Raw genomic sequence first — 21,157 nt, 5'->3', positions numbered from 1 at the left:
CTACGTCAGCCTCCTGAAATAACCTGCGCTCGGCATCGCGCTGTGCACGCGACACCGCCCCCCGCTGCCACCCGGCACCGTACTGGCCGGGCAGTCGAACGACAGCCGATCTTCCATTATCCCGAAGTGACCGACACAGGACTAATCCGCGTCTCCCACCGCATCGGCATCGACGCCTTCCGCGACGGCGATCACATCGCGCACCAACTGTGCGAGACCGTCGGCGCCGAGTTGGGGCAGCATCCCCGGTACGAGGCCGTTCAAAACCACCGACACGAGCGCTTCGGCGGTGAGCGCACCGCCGGTGGTGGTGGCCATGGTGTCCAGACGCTGGGCGAACTCGCCGAGTGTGACCTCGCGCTCACCGTGCCGGAAGGCGACGGTGTCCGGGGCCACGGCAGCCGCTGCCGCCACGAGTGCCGGCAGATCGGCGACGGTGCGCGCCTTCTTCGGCCGGGCCGCCCGCGCGCGCTCGGCATCCGTGCGGATGTCGATCGAACGGAGGACGACCTGCGGATCGGCGCCGACGGCCTCGAGGATCCGGACGAAGCGATCGCCGAAGGTCTCGACCGTCGCGGCGTCGAACAGTGCCGTGGCGTAGGTGAAGGTCACATCGAGCGCGGTCAGCGCTCCCGACTCGGAGAACCGTTCGACCACCGTGCACTGCAGGTCGAACTTCGCCTGGTCGGCTCCCGTCTCGAGCGCGGTCACCTCGAGCCCCGGCAGGGCGAAGGTGCCGGTGTCGATGTTCTGGAAGGTGAGCATCGCCTGGAACAGCGGGGTGTACGCGCTGTTGCGTCGCACACCGAGACGTTCGACGACCCGCTCGAACGGCACGTCGGCGTTACCGAACGCCGCGAGGTCCTTCTCCTTGGCCTGCGCGAGCAGGTCCGCGAAGGTCGCCGAGCCGGCCACCCGGGTGCGGAGCACGAGGGTGTTGACGAACATACCGACGAGGTCGTCGAGCGCTTCCTCACCACGACCGGCGGTCGGTGTACCCACCGCGATATCCTCGCTGCCCGACAGACGGGCGAGCAGCACCGCGAAGGCGGCGTGCATCGTCATGAAGACCGTCGCGTTGTGCTCGCGGGCGGTCTTCTCGATCCGCTGCGCGAGTTCCTCACCGATCGTGAAGGTGAACGACTCACCGACCGTCGACTGGCGGGCGGGGCGCGGACGATCCGTGGGCAGGGCGAGAACCTCCGGGGCACCGGAGAGTTCGTCGGCCCAGTAGTCGAGCTGACGCGACAGCTCGCTCCCGGGATCGTCCTCGGAGCCGAGGATGCTCTGCTGCCACAGCGTGTAGTCCGCGTACTGGACCTCGAGCGGTTCCCAGCCCGGGGTCTCCCCCGCGGCGTGCGCGAGATAGGCGGTCATCACGTCGCGCACGAGCGGACGCATCGAGTACCCGTCGGCGCTGATGTGGTGTGCGACGACCGCGAGGACGTGTTCGTCCGCGGCGAGACGCAACAGCGCGACCCGCACCGGCGGGACCGGTGCCGTCACGTCGAATCCGCTGCCGAGGATCTCGGTGAGACGCTCGACGAGTTCGTCGGCGGTCACGTCCACCGGGGCGAGTTCGGGCACGGCCTGCGCGACAGGCAGCACGACCTGCACCGGACCGTCACCGCTGTCCGGGTAGACGGTGCGCAGCACCTCGTGCCGTGCGAACAGGTCGGCGACCGCGGCGCGCAGGGCATCCACGTCGAGCGCACCGGTCAGGCGCACGGCGACGGGGATGTTGTAGACACCCGATTCGGGATCGACCCGGTTCAGGGTCCACATGCGCTGCTGGGCGAGCGACAGCGGCACCTGCTCGGGGCGCGGGACGGTCGTGAGCGCCGGACGGGCACCCTCGCCCACCGACGGCCGGATGCGGGCGGCGAGCGCCACCACCGTGGACGACTCGAACACCGTCCGGACGGGCACGCGGGTGTCGAGTGCGGCACCGAGCCGGGCGGCGAGCTGCGTCGCGAGCAGCGAGTTGCCGCCGAGTTCGAAGAAGTCGTCGTCGAGACCGGCCCGTTCGACACCGAGCAGTTCGGCGACGGTCGCAGCCACGATCTCCTCGACGGGATCGGTCGGGGCACGGAACTGCCCCGCGTCGAGTTCGGGGTCGGGCAGGGCCCGCCGGTCGAGCTTGCCGTTGGTGTTCAGCGGCAGCGCCTCGAGTTCGACGAAGGCCGACGGCACCATGTACGACGGCAGTCGCTCCGCGAGCGCCGTCCGTGTCGCAGCGGCGTCGAACGCCCGTGTCGCACCCGTGTCGAACGCCCGTGTCACACCGGAATCGAACGCGTCGGTGGCCGACACGACGTAGGCGACCAGACGGTCGCCGAGGTGGGCAGTTTTGCGCACCAGGACGGCGACGTCCTTCACGTCGGGCAGCTCGCGCAGGACGGTCTCGACCTCGCCGAGTTCGATGCGGTAACCGCGCACCTTGACCTGGAAGTCGGCCCGGTCGAGGTATTCGAGGCGACCGGCACGGTTCCACCGGACGATGTCGCCCGTGCGGTACATGCGTCCGCGCCCGTACGGGTCGGCGACGAACCGGTCCGCGGTGAGGTCGGGACGGTCGTGGTAGCCCCGCGCGAGCTGGGCACCCGCGAGGTACAGCTCGCCGGAGACGCCCGGCGCCACCGGTCGCAGCCGGTCGTCGAGGACGTAGACGGCGGTGTTCCACTCGGGCACACCGATCGGGACGACGGTGCGGTCGGCGTCGTCGACCTCGTGGACGGTCACCGAGACCGCGGCCTCGGTGGGTCCGTAGAGGTTGTACAGCGTCGCGGTGTTGTCCGCGCGGAACTGCTGGGCCACCGCCGCGGGCAGCGCCTCACCGATCGCGAGGATCCGCCGCAGCGACGGCGCCACCGGACCGGCCGCGACCGTCATCAGCATCGACAGCATGGACGGAACGGTGTGCAGCGTGGTCACCTGCTCGTCGCGCAACAACGCGAGCAGGTGGTCGGGATCGCGGTGTCCGTCGGCGGTGGCGATCACCAGTCGGGCGCCGGAGGTGAGCGCCGACCAGAACTCCCACACCGACAGGTCGAACGTCGCGACGGTCTTGAGCAGCACCGCGTCGTCGGACCCGATGCCGAAATACTCACGCTTCCACAGCAACTGATTGACGATCGCGGCGTGGGAGACCGCGACGCCCTTGGGGCGTCCGGTCGAACCCGACGTGAAGATCACGTACGCCGTGTTGTCCGGCCGCAGCGGAGCCGGCCGGTCGTCGTCGGTGATCGGATCGTCGGAGAGCCCGGCGAGGTCGAGGCCGTCGAGTTCGACGACCGGCGCCGTGCCGTGCTCGACCCGGTCACCGCTCGTCGTCACGATCGCGACGGGAGCGGCCGTGTCGAGGATGTAGGTGTTGCGCTCGGCGGGCTGGTCCGGGTCGACCGGCACGTAGGCCGCGCCGGTCTTCGCGATCGCGTACATGCCCACGAGCAACTCGGGTGAACGACGGATCGCGAGCGCGACCCGATCCTCCGGGCCCACACCGAGACCGAGCAGGTGCCGGGCGAGACGGTTGACCGACGAGTCGAACTCGCCGTAGGTCCACCGCCGGCCCTCGTACACGAGCGCGACGTCGTCGCGGTGTGCGGCGACCTGCTCGTCGAACAGACCGACGAGGGTCGCTCCGGTGTCGGTTCCGTGGGCGGTGTCGTTCCACGCGCCGAGCACCGCGTCGCGCTCCTGCGGGAGGAGCAACGCGTGATCACCGACGGGCAGGGCCGGCGACTCGACGAGCGCTTCGAGCAGCTGCTCGAAACGGGCCGCGACGGCTTCCGCGGTCTCGCGGTCGAACAGATCCGTCGCGTAGGTGAGGATCGCGTCGATGCCCTGCGGCGCGCCGTCGTCGCCGTAGCTGTCGGCGACGATCAGGTGCATGTCGAACTGGGCGGTGCCGCCCTCGAGGTCGACCGGTTCGATGTCGAGCCCGGGCAGGGCGAGTTCGGAGCGGCTCTGGTTCTGGAACGAGAAGCCGACCTGGAACAGCGGATGCCGGGCCGTCGAGCGGGCCGGGTTCAGGACCTCGACGAGACGCTCGAACGGCACGTCCGCATGCGCGAAGGCCTGCAGATCGGTTTCCCGTGCCGCGGACAGCAGTTCGTCGAAGGACGCACCACCGTTCACCTCGAGCCGGAGCACCAGCGTGTTGACGAACATGCCGATGATGTCCTCGGTGGCCTGCTCGGTACGACCCGCGATGGGGGTGCCCACCGCGATGTCCGTCGAGCCGGACAGGCGCGCGAGCAACGCCGCGAAGGCCGCGTGCACGGCCATGAACACCGTCGCGTTCCGGTTGCGTGCCAGGTCGCGCAGCTCCCGGTGCAGATCGGCACCGATGGTGAACTCCACGCGGTCGCCGCGGAAGCTCTGCTGCGCCGGCCGCGGACGGTCGAGCGGCAGGTCGAGCTGATCGGGCAGGTCGGCGAGCGCGATGCGCCAGTAGCCGAGCTGCTCGGCGGCGGTGGACTCCGGGTCGTCCTCGGAGCCGAGGACCTCCCGCTGCCACAGCGCGAAGTCGGCGTACTGCACCTCGAGCGGCGCCCACGCCGGATCGCTGTCCGCGGACCGGGCGGCGTAGGCCGTCATGACGTCGCGGACCAGCGGCACCATCGACGAGCCGTCGGCGCTGATGTGGTGGACGACGGTGACGAGGACGTGATCGTCGTCGGCGACGCGGAGCAGATGCATCCGCACCGGCACGTCGACGGTGACGTCGAAGCCGACCGCGGCGATCTCCCGCATCCGCGGTTCGAGATCGGCGGCGGTGACGTCCACCGGTTCGAGCTCGGGCCGGACCTGCGAGGCCGGCAGGATGCGCTGCACCGGACCGGATTCGGTCTCGGGGTAGACGGTGCGCAGGGACTCGTGCCGCGCGACGAGGTCGGCGACCGCGGCACGCAAGGCGTCGACGTCCAGTGCGCCCGTCATCCGCAACGCGAACGGGATGTTGTAGGCCGTCGAGTCGGGATCGAAGCGGTTGAGGAACCACATCCGCTGCTGTGCGGGAGACAGCGGGATCGACTCCGGCCGGGTCCGGGCCGTGAGCGCCACTCGTCCACCGCGACCGGACTCCTGCTCGACCCGCGTCGCGAGTTCCGCGACGGTGGACGCCTCGAACAACGCCCGCACCGGCACCTGCGCGTCGAGCGCGGCACCGAGCCGGGAAACCACCTGCGTCGCGATCAGCGAGTTGCCACCGAGCGCGAAGAAGTCGTCGTCGGCGCCGATGCGGTCGACACCGAGCACCTCGGCGAACACGCCCGCCACGATCTCCTCGATCGGGGTGCTCGGCGCGCGGAAACCACGCGTCTCGAACACCGGCTCGGGCAGCGCCCGACGGTCGAGCTTGCCGTTGACCGTCAGCGGAATCGCATCGATCACCACGAACGCCGAGGGCACCATGTACTCCGGCAGGACCACGGCGACACCGCTGCGCAGCGCTTCGGTGTCGATCGACATGCCGTCGTGCGGAACCACGTAGGCGACGATCCGGGCCGCTCCCGGGGTGTCCTCACGCACGATGACCGCGGCGTGGGCGACCTCGTCCTGCGCGAGCACCGCGGCCTCGACCTCACCGAGCTCGATGCGGAAACCGCGGATCTTCACCTGGTCATCGGCGCGTCCGAGATATTCGAGATCGCCCGAGACGACCCAGCGTGCGACGTCACCCGTCCGGTACAGCAGCGCACCGTCGGACGAGAACGGATCGGCGACGAAACGTGCCGCCGACAGCTCGGGACGACGCAGGTAACCACGCGCCAACTGGCCGCCGCCGACGTACATCTCACCGGCCACACCCACCGGTACCGGCTTGAGCCGCCGGTCGAGCACGTACACCCGCAGACCCGCGATCGGGACACCGACCACGCTCGCGGACGCACCCTGCGCCAGGTCGGCACCGATCTCCCGGTACGACACGTGCACGGTCGTCTCGGTGATGCCGTACATGTTCACCAACCGCGGTGCTGCGCCGATCCCCCGTCGCTGCGCTCGCCCCGCATCCCCGTGACGCTCGAACCACCCGGCCAGACGACGCGGCTCGAGCGCCTCACCACCGAAGATCACGTACCGGAGCGACAACTGTGCCTCGTCGGCCGCGACCCGATCGGCCTCGACCAATTGGTAGAACGCCGACGGAGTCTGATTGAGCACGGTGACCCGCTCACGGATCAGCAACTCGCGGAAGGCTTCCGGCGAACGCGACGTGAAGTAGTCGACCACCACCAGGGTCCCGCCGTAGAGCAGCGGACCCCACAGCTCCCACACCGAGAAGTCGAAGGCGTAGCTGTGGAACATCGTCCACACGTCCGACGAGTCGAAGCCGTACACCGATTCGGTGTTGACCATCAGCCGCACCACATTGCGGTGCGGGATCAGCACACCCTTCGGGCGTCCGGTCGATCCCGATGTGTAGATCACGTACGCGAGGTTCGTCGACGTCAGCGGGGCACGACGCTCCGCGTCGAGGATCGGCGCGTCGTCGACCTCCGACAGATCCAGACGGTCGATCTCGACAACCGGCACCGAAGCCGGGAACGCCACCTCGACGTCCGAGGTGGTCACGACCGCGACCGGCGTCGCGTCCGAGACCAGGAACTCGATCCGGTCGGTCGGCGAGTTCGGGTCGATCGGCAGGTAACCGGCACCGGCCTCGAGCACCGCGAGCAGCACCACGATCAGATCGAGCGAGCGCGGCATCGCGACCGCGACCAGATCCTCCGGTCCGGCACCGACATCGACGAGATGACGTGCCAGGCGGTGCACCCGCGCACCGAGTTCGCGGTAGGACAACTGCTCGTCGCCGAACCGCACTGCGACCGCGTCGCCGCGTTCGGCGACGCGCGCCTCGAACATGTCGACGAGTGTCGTGCCGGCCGGTGCGACGTCGTCACCCAGCGAGTTCCAGCGCGAGACGACCAGTTCGCGTTCGAAGTCGTCGACGATCTCGATGTCGCCGACCACCGCTGCCGGATCCTCGGCCACCCCGCGCAGGATGCGCAGCAGCTGCTCCGCGAACGCCGCGACCCGCAGGTCGTCGAACAGATCGGTCGCGTAGGTGACGGCGAAGTCCATACCGGCCGCCGAGCCGTCCTCGCCGACGGTCTCGGCGAAGGTGAACTGCAGGTCGAACTTGGCGGTGGGCGCCTCGTAGTCGACCGCCGCGGCGGTGACGCCGTCGAGGTCGAATTCGACCCGGCCGGTGTTCTGGAAGGTCAGGGCCACCTGGAACAGCGGGTGGCGCGCCTGCGAACGCTGCGGGTCGAGGATCTCCACGAGCCGCTCGAACGGGACGTCGGCGTTCGCGAAGGCGTCGAGGTCGGTGTCGCGCACCTCGGCGAGGAGGTCCTGGAACCGGATGTCGTTGCGCACACCGACACGCAGTACGAGCGTGTTGACGAACATGCCGATGAGGTCGTCGAGGGCGGCCGCGCCGCGGCCCGCGATCGGCGTGCCGATCGCGATGTCCTCGCTGTCGGACAGTCGCGACAGCAGCACCGCCAGCGCCGCGTGCACAACCATGAACAGGGACGTGTTCCGCTCCCGGGCAAGGCTTTCCAAAGCCGAGTGCAGCTCGGGTTCGATGCGGAACCGGCTGGTGCGTCCGGTGTTCGACGCGACCTCGGGGCGAGCACGATCCGACGGCAGGTCGAGCTGGTCGGGAAGGTCCGCCAGCTGCGCGGTCCAGTACTCCACCTGACGCGACAGCACCGAACGCGGATCGTCCTCGGAGCCGAGGACGTCGCGCTGCCACAACGCGTAGTCCGCGTACTGCACCTCGAGCGGCGCCCAGCTCGGGGTCTCACCGCGCGAACGGTTCGCGTAGGCGACCATGATGTCGCGCGCGAGCGGCCGCAGCGAGAAGCCGTCGGACGCGATGTGGTGGACCACGAGGAACAACACGTGCTCGCGCGCGCCGAGCGAGAACAATACGACTCGCAGCGGCACCTCGCTCGTGACGTCGAAGCCGGCCGAGGTGAGCTGCTCCGCGCGCTCGAACAGGGTGCTCTCGTCGACCCGTTCGACGGACAGCTCCACCTCGTAGGGCGGCTGCACCGACTGGTGGCCCACGCCGTCGATGTCCGGGTAGACCGTCCGCAGCGACTCGTGCCGCTCGACGACGTCGCCGAGCGCGGTGCGCAGCGCCCCGACGTCGAGGTCGCCGGTGAGGCGGACACCGACGGGGATGTTGTTCGCCGCGGAGGCCGGGTCGAAGCGGTTGAGGAACCACATGCGCTGCTGTGCGGGCGACAGCGGGATCCGTTCCGGACGCTCGCGCCGTTCGAGGGCGGGCCGCGAACCGGCTCCCCCGAACTGTTCGACGCGGACCGCGAGGGTCTCGACGGTGGGGGCGTCGAACAGGGCACGGACGGGGACGGTCGTGTCGAGGGCGTCGCCGAGACGGGCGACCACCTGCGTCGCGACGAGCGAGTTGCCGCCGAGCGCGAAGAAGTCGTCGGTGCGGCCGACGCGCGGGACACCGAGCACCTGCGCGAAGACACCCGCGACGATCTCCTCGACCGGCGTGCGCGGCGGCATGAACTCCTGCACCTCGAAGGTCGGTGCGGGCAGCGCGCGACGGTCGACCTTGCCGCTCGTGTTGAGCGGCAGCGAGTCGAGCGCGACGATCGCGGCGGGCACCATGTACGACGGCAGTCGCGAGAGCAGCGCGGTCTTGACGTCCGCCGGGTCGATGTCGGCGCCGGCGATCGGCACGACGTACGAGACGAGCTGCGGTCCTGATCGGGGATCCTCACGCACCACCGTCACGGCACGACCGATCGCGGGCTGCGCGGTGAGCGCGGTGTCGATCTCGCCGAGTTCGATCCGCAGACCGCGCAGCTTGACCTGCTGGTCGGTGCGGCCGATGTAGTCGAGTTCGAGACGGTCGCCGCCGGCGGTGCGCACCCATCGCACGAGGTCGCCGGTGCGATACAGGCGGCCACCGGAGGTAGAGAACGGATCGGCGACGAAGCGTTCCGCGGTCAGGTCCGGCCGACCGTGGTAGGCGCGGGCGAGCTGCGCACCGGACAGGTACAGCTCTCCGGCGACTCCCACCGGGACGGGCCGCAGGCGCGCGTCGAGGACGCGAGCGGCGGTGTTCCACACCGGCGAGCCGATCGGCACCGCGGGGTGGTCGTCGGGTTCGGCGGTGCGGTGCAGCGTCTGGATGGTGGTCTCGGTGGGACCGTAGAGGTTGTGCACCGGTGCTGCGCCGAGCTTGCGGAAGCGGGCGGCGCTCTCCCCGGAGAGGCTCTCGCCGCCGCAGAAGACGTGGGTGAGCGAGGCCGCGGCCTCCTCCCCCAGGTGCTCGAGCACCGCGTCGAAGACGGTCGGGACGAACTGGACGACGGTGATGCCGGCCCGGGCGATCTCGGCGGCCATTCCGGCGGGTTCGCGGTGCAGGCCCGGCGATGCGACGACCGTGCGTGCGCCGGCGTGCAGCGGCAGGAAGAGTTCCCAGACCGATGCGTCGAAGGTGACCGGGGTCTTGAGGAGCACCCGGTCGTCGGCTGAGAGGGCGAATTCGTCCTGCATCCACGACAACTGGTTGACCACCGCGCCGTGCGGCACGGCGACGCCCTTGGGGCGGCCGGTGGAACCGGAGGTGTAGAGGACGTAGGCGAGGTGTTCGGCTCGCAGCGGACGGGTCCGCTCGTCGTCGCGGACGGGCGAGCCGTCGCGGCCGGAGAGGTCGACGGCGTCGATCTCGACGGTCGGGATGTCCCCGAAACCGGTCCGGTCCCGGAGCTCGTCCCAGGATGCGACCAGAACCAGTGAGGGAGCGGAGGATTCGAGGACGTACGCGATGCGGTCGGCGGGCTGTTCGAGGTCGAGCGGCACGTAGGCGCCGCCGGCGGCGATCACGGCGTGGACGGCGACGAGCATGTCGACGGACCGGCCGATCGCCACGCCCACCCGGGTCTCCGGGCCGACGCCCAGCTCGACGAGGTGGCGTGCGAACGCGTTGACCCGTTCCCCGAACTCGCGGTAGGTCAGCGGCGTTCCGACCGCGTCGGTGCCGGGCACGACGGCGAGGGCGTCGGGCGTGCGGGCGACCTGCGCGTCGAGCAGGGCGGGCAGGGTCGCGGTCGTGCCGAGCTCGGTGCGGGCACCGTGCGCGGCGGCGTCGACGGCGTCGCGTTCGCCGGCGGTGAGCAGCGGCAGCTCGTCGATCCCGGTGGCGGGAGTCGCCGTCGCGGCGGCGAGCAGACGGACGAACCGCTCACCGAGGACGTCGATCGTCTCGGCGTCGAACAGATCGGTCGCGTAGGAGAGTTCGACGACCCAGCCGTCGGACGATGCGCCCTCGGTGTCGGCATCGAGAACCGTCACCACGAGGTCGAACTTGGACAGTCCGTTGTCGAGGGGCACGTTCGTGACCGACAGTTCCGGCAGCTGCAGCGACACCTGTCCGAGATTCTGGAAGGCCAGCATCACTTGGAACAGAGGGTTGTGCGCCTGGGTGCGGACCGGGGCGAGGACGTCGACGAGACGCTCGAACGGGATCTCGGCGTGGGCGAACGCGCCGAGGTCGACCTCGCGGACGTGGGCCAGCAACTCGTCGAAGGTGGCGGTGACGTCCACCCGGGTCCGCAGGACGAGGGTGTTGACGAACATGCCGATCAGGTCGTCGAGGGAGCGTTCGCCGCGACCGGCGATCGGCGTGCCGATCGCGATGTCGTCGGAGGCGCTAAGGCGCGCGAGCAGCGTCGCGAGCACCGCGTGCACGACCATGAACTCGGTCGTGCGCCGCTGCTGCGCGAGACGTTCCACCGCGGCGCGCAGTTCGGGGTCGATCGTCAGCCGGGTGACGGCACCGCGGTACGACGCGACCGCCGGACGCGGCCGGTCCGTGGGCAGGCCGAGGCTCTCCGGCAGGTCGGCGAGGGTGTCGGTCCAGTAGTCGATCTGGCGGGCCAGCACCGACTCCGGATCGTCCTCCGCGCCGAGCACCTCGCGCTGCCAGAGGGTGAAGTCGGCGTACTGGATTTCCAGCGGGGTCCAGGCCGGAACCTCGCCCTGCGACCGGGCCGCGTAGGCGATCATGATGTCGCGGGTCAGCGGCACCATCGAGAAACCGTCGGCGGCGATGTGGTGCAGGACCGCGACCAGCACGTGCGAGTCGGGTCCGGTCTCGAACAACCGCACCACCATCGGCACGTCGCGCACGACGTCGAAGGTGGTCGCCGCGAGTGCCCGCAGTTCGGCGGGCAGACGGTCGGCGTCGATGCGGGTGACGGTCAGCTCGACCGGCACCTCCGAGACCGGGAGCACCTTCTGGTAGCCGTAGCCGTCGACGTCGGGGTAGACGGTGCGGAGCGATTCGTGCCGTGCGACGACGTCGCGCAGCGCGGTCCCGAGCGCGGAGACGTCGAGCGCACCGGACAGGTGCACGGCCACAGGGATGTTGTTGACCGCGGACTCCGGGTCGAAGCGGTTGAGGAACCACATGCGCTGCTGCGCGAGCGACAGCGGAACCCGTTCGGGGCGGCGCCCGGCGACGAGCGGTGTGCGGGCCGCACCCGACGAGTCGGCCTCGACGGCCGCGGCGAGCGCCTCGACGGTGGACGCCTCGAAGATCGCGCGCAATGCCACTCGGCCACCGAGGGATTCGCCGATACGGGAGACGGCCTGTGTTGCGATCAGCGAGTTGCCGCCGAGCGCGAAGAAATCGTCGTCGAGACCGACGCGGTCGAGTCCGAGGACGTCGGCGAAGACCGACGCGACGATCTGTTCGACCGGGGTCGTCGGGGCGCGGAACTCCTTGACCTCGAAGACCGGGGCCGGCAGGGCCTTGCGGTCGAGCTTGCCCGACGATCCGAGCGGGAACTCGTCGAGCACGACGTAGACCGACGGCACCATGTAGGCCGGCAGCGAGCCGGCGAGACGACGCGAGACGGCGGTGGTGTCGAGCAAGCGGCCGTCGGTGGCGACGAGATAGGCGACGAGGTGTTCACCGGAGTGGGCGTCCGAGCGCACGAGCACGACGGCCTGGTCGACGTCGTCGAGCGCGAGCAGGGCAGTCTCGATCTCGCCGAGTTCGATGCGCAGGCCGCGCAGCTTGACCTGGAAGTCGGTGCGGCCGATGTATTCGAGTTCGGCATGTGCCGTGCGTGCGTCGGAGGCCTCCCGGGCGACCCACCGCACGAGATCGCCCGTGCGGTAGAGCCTCTCCCCCGCCCCGTACGGCGAGGCGACGAAGCGTTCCGCCGTCAGGTCCGGCCGCGCGACGTAACCGCGCGCCAGCTGGACACCCGACAGGTAGAGCTCGCCCGCGACACCGACCGGCACCGGATGCAGTCGGCCGTCGAGGACGTGGACGCCGGTGTTCCAGACCGGGACGCCGATGGGCACCGACACCGCATCGGCGGCGGTGACCTCGTGGTAGGTCACGTCGACGGCCGCCTCGGTGGGGCCGTACAGGTTGTGCAGGCGAGCGCCCGGCAGGATCGACCGCAGGCGTGCGGCGACCGAGGCGGGCAGTGCCTCGCCCGAGGCGAAGACCATCCGCAACGACGAGGCCGAGGCCGCGGCGTTCTCGGCGACGAAGACCGCGAGCATGGACGGCACGAAGTGCGCGACCGTGACACCGCGGTCGGCCATGACCCGGGCGAGATAGGCCGGGTCCCGATGACCGTCGGGCAGCGCGATCTCGAGGCGCGCACCGATCTGCAGGGGCCAGAAGAACTCCCACACCGACACGTCGAAGGTGAACGGCGTCTTCTGCAGCACCACGTCGTCGCGGCCGAGGCCGTACTCGTCCTGCATCCACAGCAGGCGGTTGACGATCGCGCCGTGCGGCACCGCGACACCCTTGGGGCGTCCCGTGGAGCCGGACGTGAAGATGACATACGCGGTGTTCGTCGGCGTGAGCGTGGCGATGCGGTCGGCGTCGGTGATCGGGCCGGACGGCAGGTCCGACACATCGAGCGTGTCGATCTCGATCGTGCGCACGGCCGCGGTCGACTCGAAGGCGTCGCGGGTGGTGGTCAGCACCGCGACCGGCGCCGCCGTGTCGAGGATGTACGCGTTGCGGTCGGCGGGCTGGTCGGGGTCGAGCGGCACGTAGGCACCGCCGGCCTTGACGATCGCGTACATGCCGACGAGGAGGTCGAGGGATCGCCGTACCGCGAGTCCGACGGTCGACTCCGGTCCGACACCCTGCGAGATCAGATGGCGGGCAAGGCGGTTCACCCGCGCGTCGAAGTCCGCGTAGGTCAGCTGCTCGCCCTCGAAGGCCACGGCCACGGCGTCGGGATCCGTCGCGACCCGGGCGTCGAACAGGTCGACGAGAGTGGCCGGTTCCAGCTCGTGCGCGGTGTCGTTCCACGATTCGAGGACCGCGAGACGCTCGCCGGCGTCGAGTAGGTCGATGTCGCCGACGACGACCTCCGGCTCGCGCACCACGGCCTCGAGGATGCGGACGAAGCGATCGGCGAATCCGCGCACCGTCGAGTGATCGAACAGGTCGGTCGCATAGGTGAACGCCGCTCCGAGACCGTTCGGCGTGCCGTCCTCGGCGAAGTCCTCGGTGAGGGTGAGCTGCAGATCGAACCTGGCGACCGCCGTGTCGATGTCGAGCACGTCGAGGGTCAGGCCACGCAGTTCGACGTGCGCGGCGCGCAGGTTCTCGAACGAGAGCATCACCTGGAACAGCGGGTGCCGGGCGGTGGAGCGCGCCGGGTTGAGCACCTCGACGAGCCGCTCGAACGGCACGTCGGCGTGACCGAAGGCGCCGAGCGCCGCGTCGCGCGCCCGGGCGAGATGCGTGGTGAAGGGCGTACCCGAATCGACATCGGTGCGCAGCACGAGGGTGTTGACGAACATGCCGATCAGGTCGTCGAGCGCCTGCTCGCCGCGACCCGCGACCGGGGTACCGATCGCGATGTCGTCCTGACCGGACATCCGCGCGAGCAACACGCTCAGGGCTGCGTGCACCACCATGAACAGCGACGCGTTGCGGGTGCGCGCCAGGGCCACGAGCTCGCGGTGCAGTTCCGGATCGATCGAGAAGTCCACGGTCGCACCGGAGTACGACTGCACGGCCGGGCGCGGACGATCGGCGGGCAGATCGAGCTGGTCGGGCACACCGGCGAGGGTGCGACGCCAGTAGTCGAGTTGCCGGGAGATCAGCGACTGCGGGTCGTCCTCGGCTCCGAGTACCTGCCGCTGCCACAGCGTGTAGTCGGCGTACTGCACCGGCAGGGGCGCCCACGAGGGCTCCTCCCATTCGGTGCGGGCGGTGTAGGCGACCATGATGTCGCGCGCCATCGGACCGGTGGACCAGCCGTCGGCCGAGATGTGGTGCACGACGAGCGCGAGTACGTGCTCCTGGTCGCCGAGTTCGAACAGCTCGGCGCGGATCGGCACGTCCGACGTCACGTCCAGGCCGGTGAAGACCAGGCGCCGGACGGAGGCGGGCAGCTCGTCGGGGGTGATCCGGGTCGGGGTCAGATCCGGCACGACCTCCGCCGCGGCACGGACGACCTGGTGCGGTCCGTTCGGCGAGTCGGGGAAGACGGTGCGCAGCGACTCGTGCCGATCGATGACGTCCATGATCGACACCTGCAGTGCGGCGACGTCCAGTTCGCCGGTCAGGCGCAGTGCCATCGGGAGGTTGTAGGTGGACGACCGCGGATCGAAGCGGTTGAGGAACCACATGCGCTGCTGTGCGAGCGACAGCGGAACACGTTCGGGCCGCGGCATCTTCGTCAGAGCGATGCGCGCTCCGCGACCTGCCTCCTGCTCGACGCGCACCGCCAGGGCCGCCACCGAGCTGGATTCGAACAGCGCCCGCACCGGCACCTGCGCGTCGAGGGCGACACCGAGCCGGGAGACGACCTGCGTGGCGAGCAGCGAGTTGCCGCCGAGCTCGAAGAAGTCGTCGTCGAGACCCACGCCCTGGACGCCGAGCACCTCGGCGAAGACGTTCGCGACCGTTTCCTCGATGGGTGTGGTCGGGGCACGGAACTCGCGGTAGCTGATGCCGAGATCGGGTTCGGGCAGGGCACGGCGGTCGAGCTTGCCGACCGGATTGAGCGGCACCTCGTCGAGCACGATGATCTGCGAGGGCACCATGTACGACGGCAGGGAGCGGCCGACGTGATCGGCGAGTTCGGCAGGATCGATCTGCTCGTCCCCGTGCACGTACGCGACGAGCGCGGTCTGGCCCGACGGCATCTCGTGGCCGACGGTGGTCGAGAAGGCGACCAGGGGGTGGGTCAGCAGCGCGGCGTCGATCTCGCCGAGTTCGATGCGGTAGCCGCGGACCTTGACCTGGAAGTCGGCGCGGCCGGCGAACTCGATGCGGCCCTGCCCGTCCCAGCGCACGATGTCGCCGGTGCGGTACATGCGGGTTCCGTTCGCGCCGAATGGGTTCGCCACGAATCGGTCGCCGGTGAGCGCCGGACGGCGGTGGTAGCCCCGGGCGAGCACGTCGCCCGCGAGATAGAGCTCACCCGCGACACCGGCGGGGACGGGACGGAGCCGGCTGTCGAGGACCAGGGCGTGCACGCCGGCCACGGGCCGTCCGATGGTGATCGGACCGGACGGTTCGAGGAGGGCGCGCGTCGAGACGATCGTGGTCTCGGTCGGTCCGTAGGCGTTGTAGAAGCGACGGCCGGGCGCCCAGCGGGAGACGAGATCGGCTGTGGACACGTCGCCACCGACGTTCACGACGCGCAGGGCGTCGAGCCCGCTCGGGTCGACGGAACCGAGCACCGCCGGGGTGATGACGGTGTGGGTGACGCCGGTGCGTTCGATGAGCGCGCGCAGTTCGGCGCCGCCGTAGATCGACGGCGGTGTCACGACGAGTTCGGCGCCGGTGGACCCGGCGAGCGTCCAGTCGAGGACCGTCGGGTCGAAGCTCGGCGAGCAGATGTGCAGGAGCTTCGATTCCTCTGTCACGCCGTACAGTTCGACGGTCTCGCGGACGAGACCGGCGAGGCCGCGGTGGGTGACGGCGACGCCCTTGGGCTTGCCCGTCGAACCGGAGGTGTAGATGACGTAGGCGGTGTGGTCGAGGCGCAGCGGCGCAGCGCGGTCGGCGTCGGTGAGCGGGCCGTCCGGGCACGACGCGCACGCGTCGACGAACTCGGGGTCGTCGAGCCGGATCCACTCGGTGGCCGACGGCAGACCGGTGGCGTGCTCCCCCGTCGTCAGGCCGAAGACGGCCGACGAGTCGTCGAGCATGTGGGTGACGCGTTCGGCCGGGTATTCCGGGTCGACGGGCGTGTAGGCGGCGCCGGTCTTGGCGACCGACCACACAGCGAGCACCATCTCCCACGACCGCGGGAAGGCCAGCGCGACGATGCCGTCGGGCCGGGCACCGCGCTCGACGAGCCGCCGGGCGATGCGGTTCGACCAGGTGTCGAGTTCGCGGTAGGTCAGGACGGTGTCGCGGTCGCGGACCGCGACACGGTCGGGATGCTCGACGGCGCCGGCGGTGAGCAGCTCCACCAGGGTGCGGGCCTCGGCGGGCTCGGGTCCCGTCGCCGTGAGCAGGCGTTCGGCCTCTCCGGGAGAGAGGATCGCCAGGTCGCCCACGCAGGTCGACGCATCGGCGACGATCCCCGCGAGGATCCGCGCGAAGCGTTCGGCGAAGACGGCGACCGTCGCCGCGTCGAACAGGTCGGTGGCGTACTCGAACAGGGCGTCGAGGCCGGCGGGTTCGCCGTCGTCGCCGGTCTTCTCGGTCACCCACAGCTGGATGTCGAACTTCGAGATCGGCACGTCCAGTTCGGCGCCGACGGCGTGGACTCCCGCGAACGAGACGTCGCGCGCGGTTCCCGGTTCGAGGGACAGCGCGGCCTGGAACAGCGGGTGACGCGCGGTCGAGCGGGGCGGGTTGAGCACCTCGACGAGACGCTCGAAGGGAACGTCGGCGTTCGAGAACGCCGTCAGGTCGGTCTCCCGGACACCGGCGAGGTAGTCCTCGAACGACATGCCGGGATCGATCCGGGTACGCAGGACGAGGGTGTTGACGAACATGCCGATCAGGTCGTCGAGGTCCTTCTCCCCGCGACCTGCCACGGCGGTACCGATGGCGATGTCGTCGGATCCGCTGAGGCGGGACAGCAGGGCGGCGTAGGCCGCGTGGACGACCATGAACAGCGACGCGTGCTGCTTGCGGGCGAGGTCGACGAGACCGCGGTGGGTCTCGGCGTCGATCTCGAAGCGGTGCTTGTCGCCGTTGTAGGAGGAGACGGCGGGACGGGTCCGGTCGGTGGGCAGGTCGAGCTGGTCGGGCAGACCGTCGAGCTCGTTCACCCAGTAGTCGAGCTGCTGCGCTGCAACGGAATTCGGGTCGGCTTCGTCACCGAGAGCCTCGCGCTGCCAGACGGCGTAGTCGGCGTACTGGACGGGAAGCGGCGTCCAGCTCGGCTTGTTCCCCTCGGCGCGGGCGCTGTAGGCCGTGACCACGTCGCGGGCGAACGGGCCGAACGAGGAGCCGTCGGCGGCGATGTGGTGCAGCACCATCGCCAGGACGTAGTCGTCGGGGGCGAGCCGGTACAGCGCGACCCGGAAGGGGACGTCGCGGACGACGTCGAAACCGCGGCTCGCGAGGTCGACGACGGCCGCGTGGAGGTCCTGCTCGCCGACGTCGATCGGCTCCAGCGGGACGACGACCTGCTCGACCGGCAGGATCATCTGCTGCGGTTCGCCGTCCACCTCGGGGTAGACGGTCCGCAGGCTCTCGTGCCGCGCCACCACGTCGGCGAAGGCGTCGGACACCGCTGCGGGATCGACGGCGCCGGTGAGCCGCACCGTGAACGGAAGGTTGTAGGCGGCGGTGCTGACGTCGAAGCGGTTGAGGAACCAGATCCGTTGCTGCGCAGTCGACAACGGCAGCACGTCCGGTCGCGGCCGGGCGACGAGCGGGGACCGCGCGCCGGTACCGATCTGCTTGGCGAGCCGCGTCGCGAGACCCACGACGGTGGACGCCTCGAACAGCACACGCACGGGCACCTGGGTGTCGAGCGCGGCTCCGATGCGGGAGACCACCTGGGTGGCGACGAGGGAGTTGCCGCCGAGTTCGAAGAAGTCGTCGTCGAGACCCACACGTTCGACACCGAGGACCTCACCGAACGCTTCGGCGACGGCACGCTCGGCGGGGGTGCGCGGCTCACGGAAGATGCGGGTGCTGCTGAAGACCGGCTCCGGCAACGCCTTCCGGTCGAGCTTGCCGCTCGTGTTGAGCGGCAGCGCGTCGAGCACCATGAGCGACGCCGGAACCATGTACGACGGCAGCGACCGGCCGGCGTGGTCGGCGAGATCGGAGGTGTCGATCGTGCGGCCGGGAGCCGCGACGACGTACCCCACGAGCTGGTCGCCGGTGGGGGTCGCCACCACGAGCACCACGGCCTGCGAGACGGCGGGGTGCGCGAGCAGCACCGCTTCGATCTCGCCGAGCTCGATGCGCTGGCCGCGGAACTTGACCTGGAAGTCGGTGCGGCCGATGTACTCGAGCAGACCCGTGCCGTCGGCGGCGGTCTCCCAGCGCACCAGGTCGCCGGTGCGGTACATCCGTTCGCCGGGCGCCCCGAAGGGGTCGGCGAGGAAACGGTCGGAGGTCAGGTCGGGACGGTCGAGATATCCGCGCGCGAGCTGGACACCGGCGAGGTAGAGCTCGCCGGGGCGGCCCACCGGCACCGGACGCAGCCGCCGGTCGAGGACGTATGCGCGGCTGTTCCACTGCGGAACGCCGATCGGGACGCTGTGCACGTCGCCGGGAGCGGCCCGGTGGTAGGTGATGGAGACCGCGGCTTCGGTGGGTCCGTACAGGTTGTGGAGTCCGGCCGAGCACATGCGCGCGAAGTCCGCGGCGGTCTCCGACGGCAGGGCCTCACCGATGACGAAGACGTGCCGCAGCGAATCACACGTTCCGGCAGGCGCATTCGCGACGAAGACCGTGAGCATCGACGGCACGAAGTCGGTGATCGTGACACCGTGCTCGGCGATCCTGTTCGCGACGTAGACCGGGTCGCGGTGCCCGTCGGGCGTCGCGATCACGAGGGTCGCGCCGACACGCAGGGGCATGAAGAAGCCCCACAGCGACACGTCGAAGGTCGTCGCGGTCTTCTGCAGGTACACGTCGGAGGACGTCAGACCGTACTGGTCGTTCATCCACTGGATCTGGTTGTCGATCGCCACGTGGCTCACGGCCACGCCCTTCGGCCGGCCCGTCGAACCGGAGGTGAAGATGACGTAGGCGGTCGTGTCCGGAAGGATCGGTCCGCGTCGTTCGGCGTCGGTGAGCGGCGCCGTGTCGAACCGCGAGTGGTCGAAGGTGTCGACCTCGATCGTGGGGATGCCCTCGGGCAGCGTCACGTCGTCGCGCGCCGTGGTGAGCACCGCCGCGGGGTGGGCGGTCTCGAGGATGTACGCGGTGCGATCGGCCGGGTGGTCGGGGTCGATCGGCACCCAAGCGCCACCCGCCTCGACGATCGCGTACATGCCGACGACGAGCTCGAGCGAGCGTCGGATGGACAGTCCGACGAGGGACTCGGGGCCGACCCCGAGATCGACCAGTGCCCGGGCGAGGCTGTTCACGCGCGCGGCGAATTCGGCGTAGGTCAGCGATTCGCCCTCGAAGACCAGCGCGGTCGCGTCGGGAGAGGTCGCGACCCGGTCGTGGAACTCCGCGAGCAGGTCGCGGCGCTGCACGGGATGGTCGGTGCGGTTCCAGTCGCGGACGACCCGGTCGAGTTCGGTGCCGCCGGCGAGCGGGATGTCCCAGACGGGCCGGTCGGAGGCCGAACCGACGAAACGGTCGAAGAACTCGACGAACCGCGCGTGGTCGGAGGCGGCCCGGTCGGGTCCGTAGAGATTCGGGTTCGACTCGAAGTCGATGTGGGTGTTGTCGCCGCTGGTGTAGACGTTGACGCCGAGGTCCTCGATCAGACCGGTCGACAGGATGTTGATCCGTCCCACCATGTCGCCGAGGCGGACCTCGTTGTCGAACAGCATGATGTTGACCCACGGCCCGAAGAAGGTGGACTGTGCTCCACCCGCGGAGCTCGCATCGCGGTCGCGGACGATGTCCTCGTGCCGGTAGCGCTGGTGACGCAGCGCGCCCGAGACGGCGGCACCGGACGCCGCGATGAGGTCGTGGACGGTGGTCTCGTCGGTCACGCTCAACCGGAGCGGGACGACGTTCGAGACCATGCTGCCGGAGCGGCGCAACAGGGCGGTGGTGCGGGCGGCGACGGGCAGGCTCAGGACGACATCGGTCTGCCCGGTCATCTGGGCGACGTAGGCCGCGAACGCCGCGATGACGGCGGTCGCGAGGCTCGTGTTCTCCTGCTCGGACAGCTGCTCGACGCGGCGTTCGGTCTCGTCCGACAGCGCCGCGCTGTCGATGCGGCTGACCGGCGCGGGCGCCGCGGTTCGGCCGGCGAGGCTCGTGGGCTCCTCGATGCCCTCGATCTGCTGCGCCCAGTACTCGCGGTCGTCGGCGAACCGCTTCGATCCGCGGTACTCCATCTCGACGTCGTAAACCTTGCGCAGATCGGACGCGAGGCTCGGGGACGGTTCGACGCCGTCGACCGACGCCGTGTAGAGCTCGGCGATGCGGGTCATGAAGGTCGCGGCGGCGAAACCGTCGAGCGCGAGATGGTGGACGCGGTTGTACCAGAAGTAACGACGGTCACCGATGCGCAGGACCGTCGCGGAGATCAGCCGGTCGCGGAGGACGTCGACGGGACGGCTGCGGTCGTCGCGCATCCAGTCGAGCGCGGCCCGACGGGGGTCGGGCTCGCCCCGAAGATCCTCGTAGCCGACGGAGTCGTCGAGCGTGAGGTCGACGAGCTGGTAGGGCTGGGCGTCGACCTCGATGAACCGGAGGAAACCCGATCCCATCTCGCGGGCGGCGCGGACGCTCGCGGCGTGCAGCAGGTCGAGGTCGAGGTCGCCCTCGAGTTCGACGTACTGAGCGATGTTGGCGGGCACCGTCGGGTCGACGTGCTGGGCGAACCACATGCCCAGCTGTGCCGGCGAGAGCGGAAAGGCCCCGGGCGGCACGACGCCCTGCGAGTTCCCCGCGTCCGATCCGCCGTTACCCAGCGAGTCCAATCCCCAACCTTTCTCTCACCGTCGCGCAATCCCCCATCGGCGGTGGCTTGCGCAGCGCACAACCCTC

General features: G+C 70.2%; 1 protein-coding gene. It reads right to left on the bottom strand.

Features of this window, described 5'->3' with window-relative positions; all coding sequences use genetic code 11:
- Nucleotides 1-141: 141 nt before the first annotated feature.
- A complete protein-coding gene (locus tag ACPCXD_RS06015) occupies nt 142-21,090 on the bottom strand; it encodes a non-ribosomal peptide synthase/polyketide synthase (RefSeq protein WP_423658791.1) in 20,949 nt (6,982 codons plus the stop codon).
- Nucleotides 21,091-21,157: the final 67 nt, after the last annotated feature.

The organism is Rhodococcus sp. AB351 (assembly GCF_049538275.1).
GTDB lineage: Bacteria > Actinomycetota > Actinomycetes > Mycobacteriales > Mycobacteriaceae > Rhodococcus.
The sequence above is the reverse complement of the archived record's forward strand: the minus strand, read 5'-3'. Positions and strand labels throughout refer to the sequence as shown.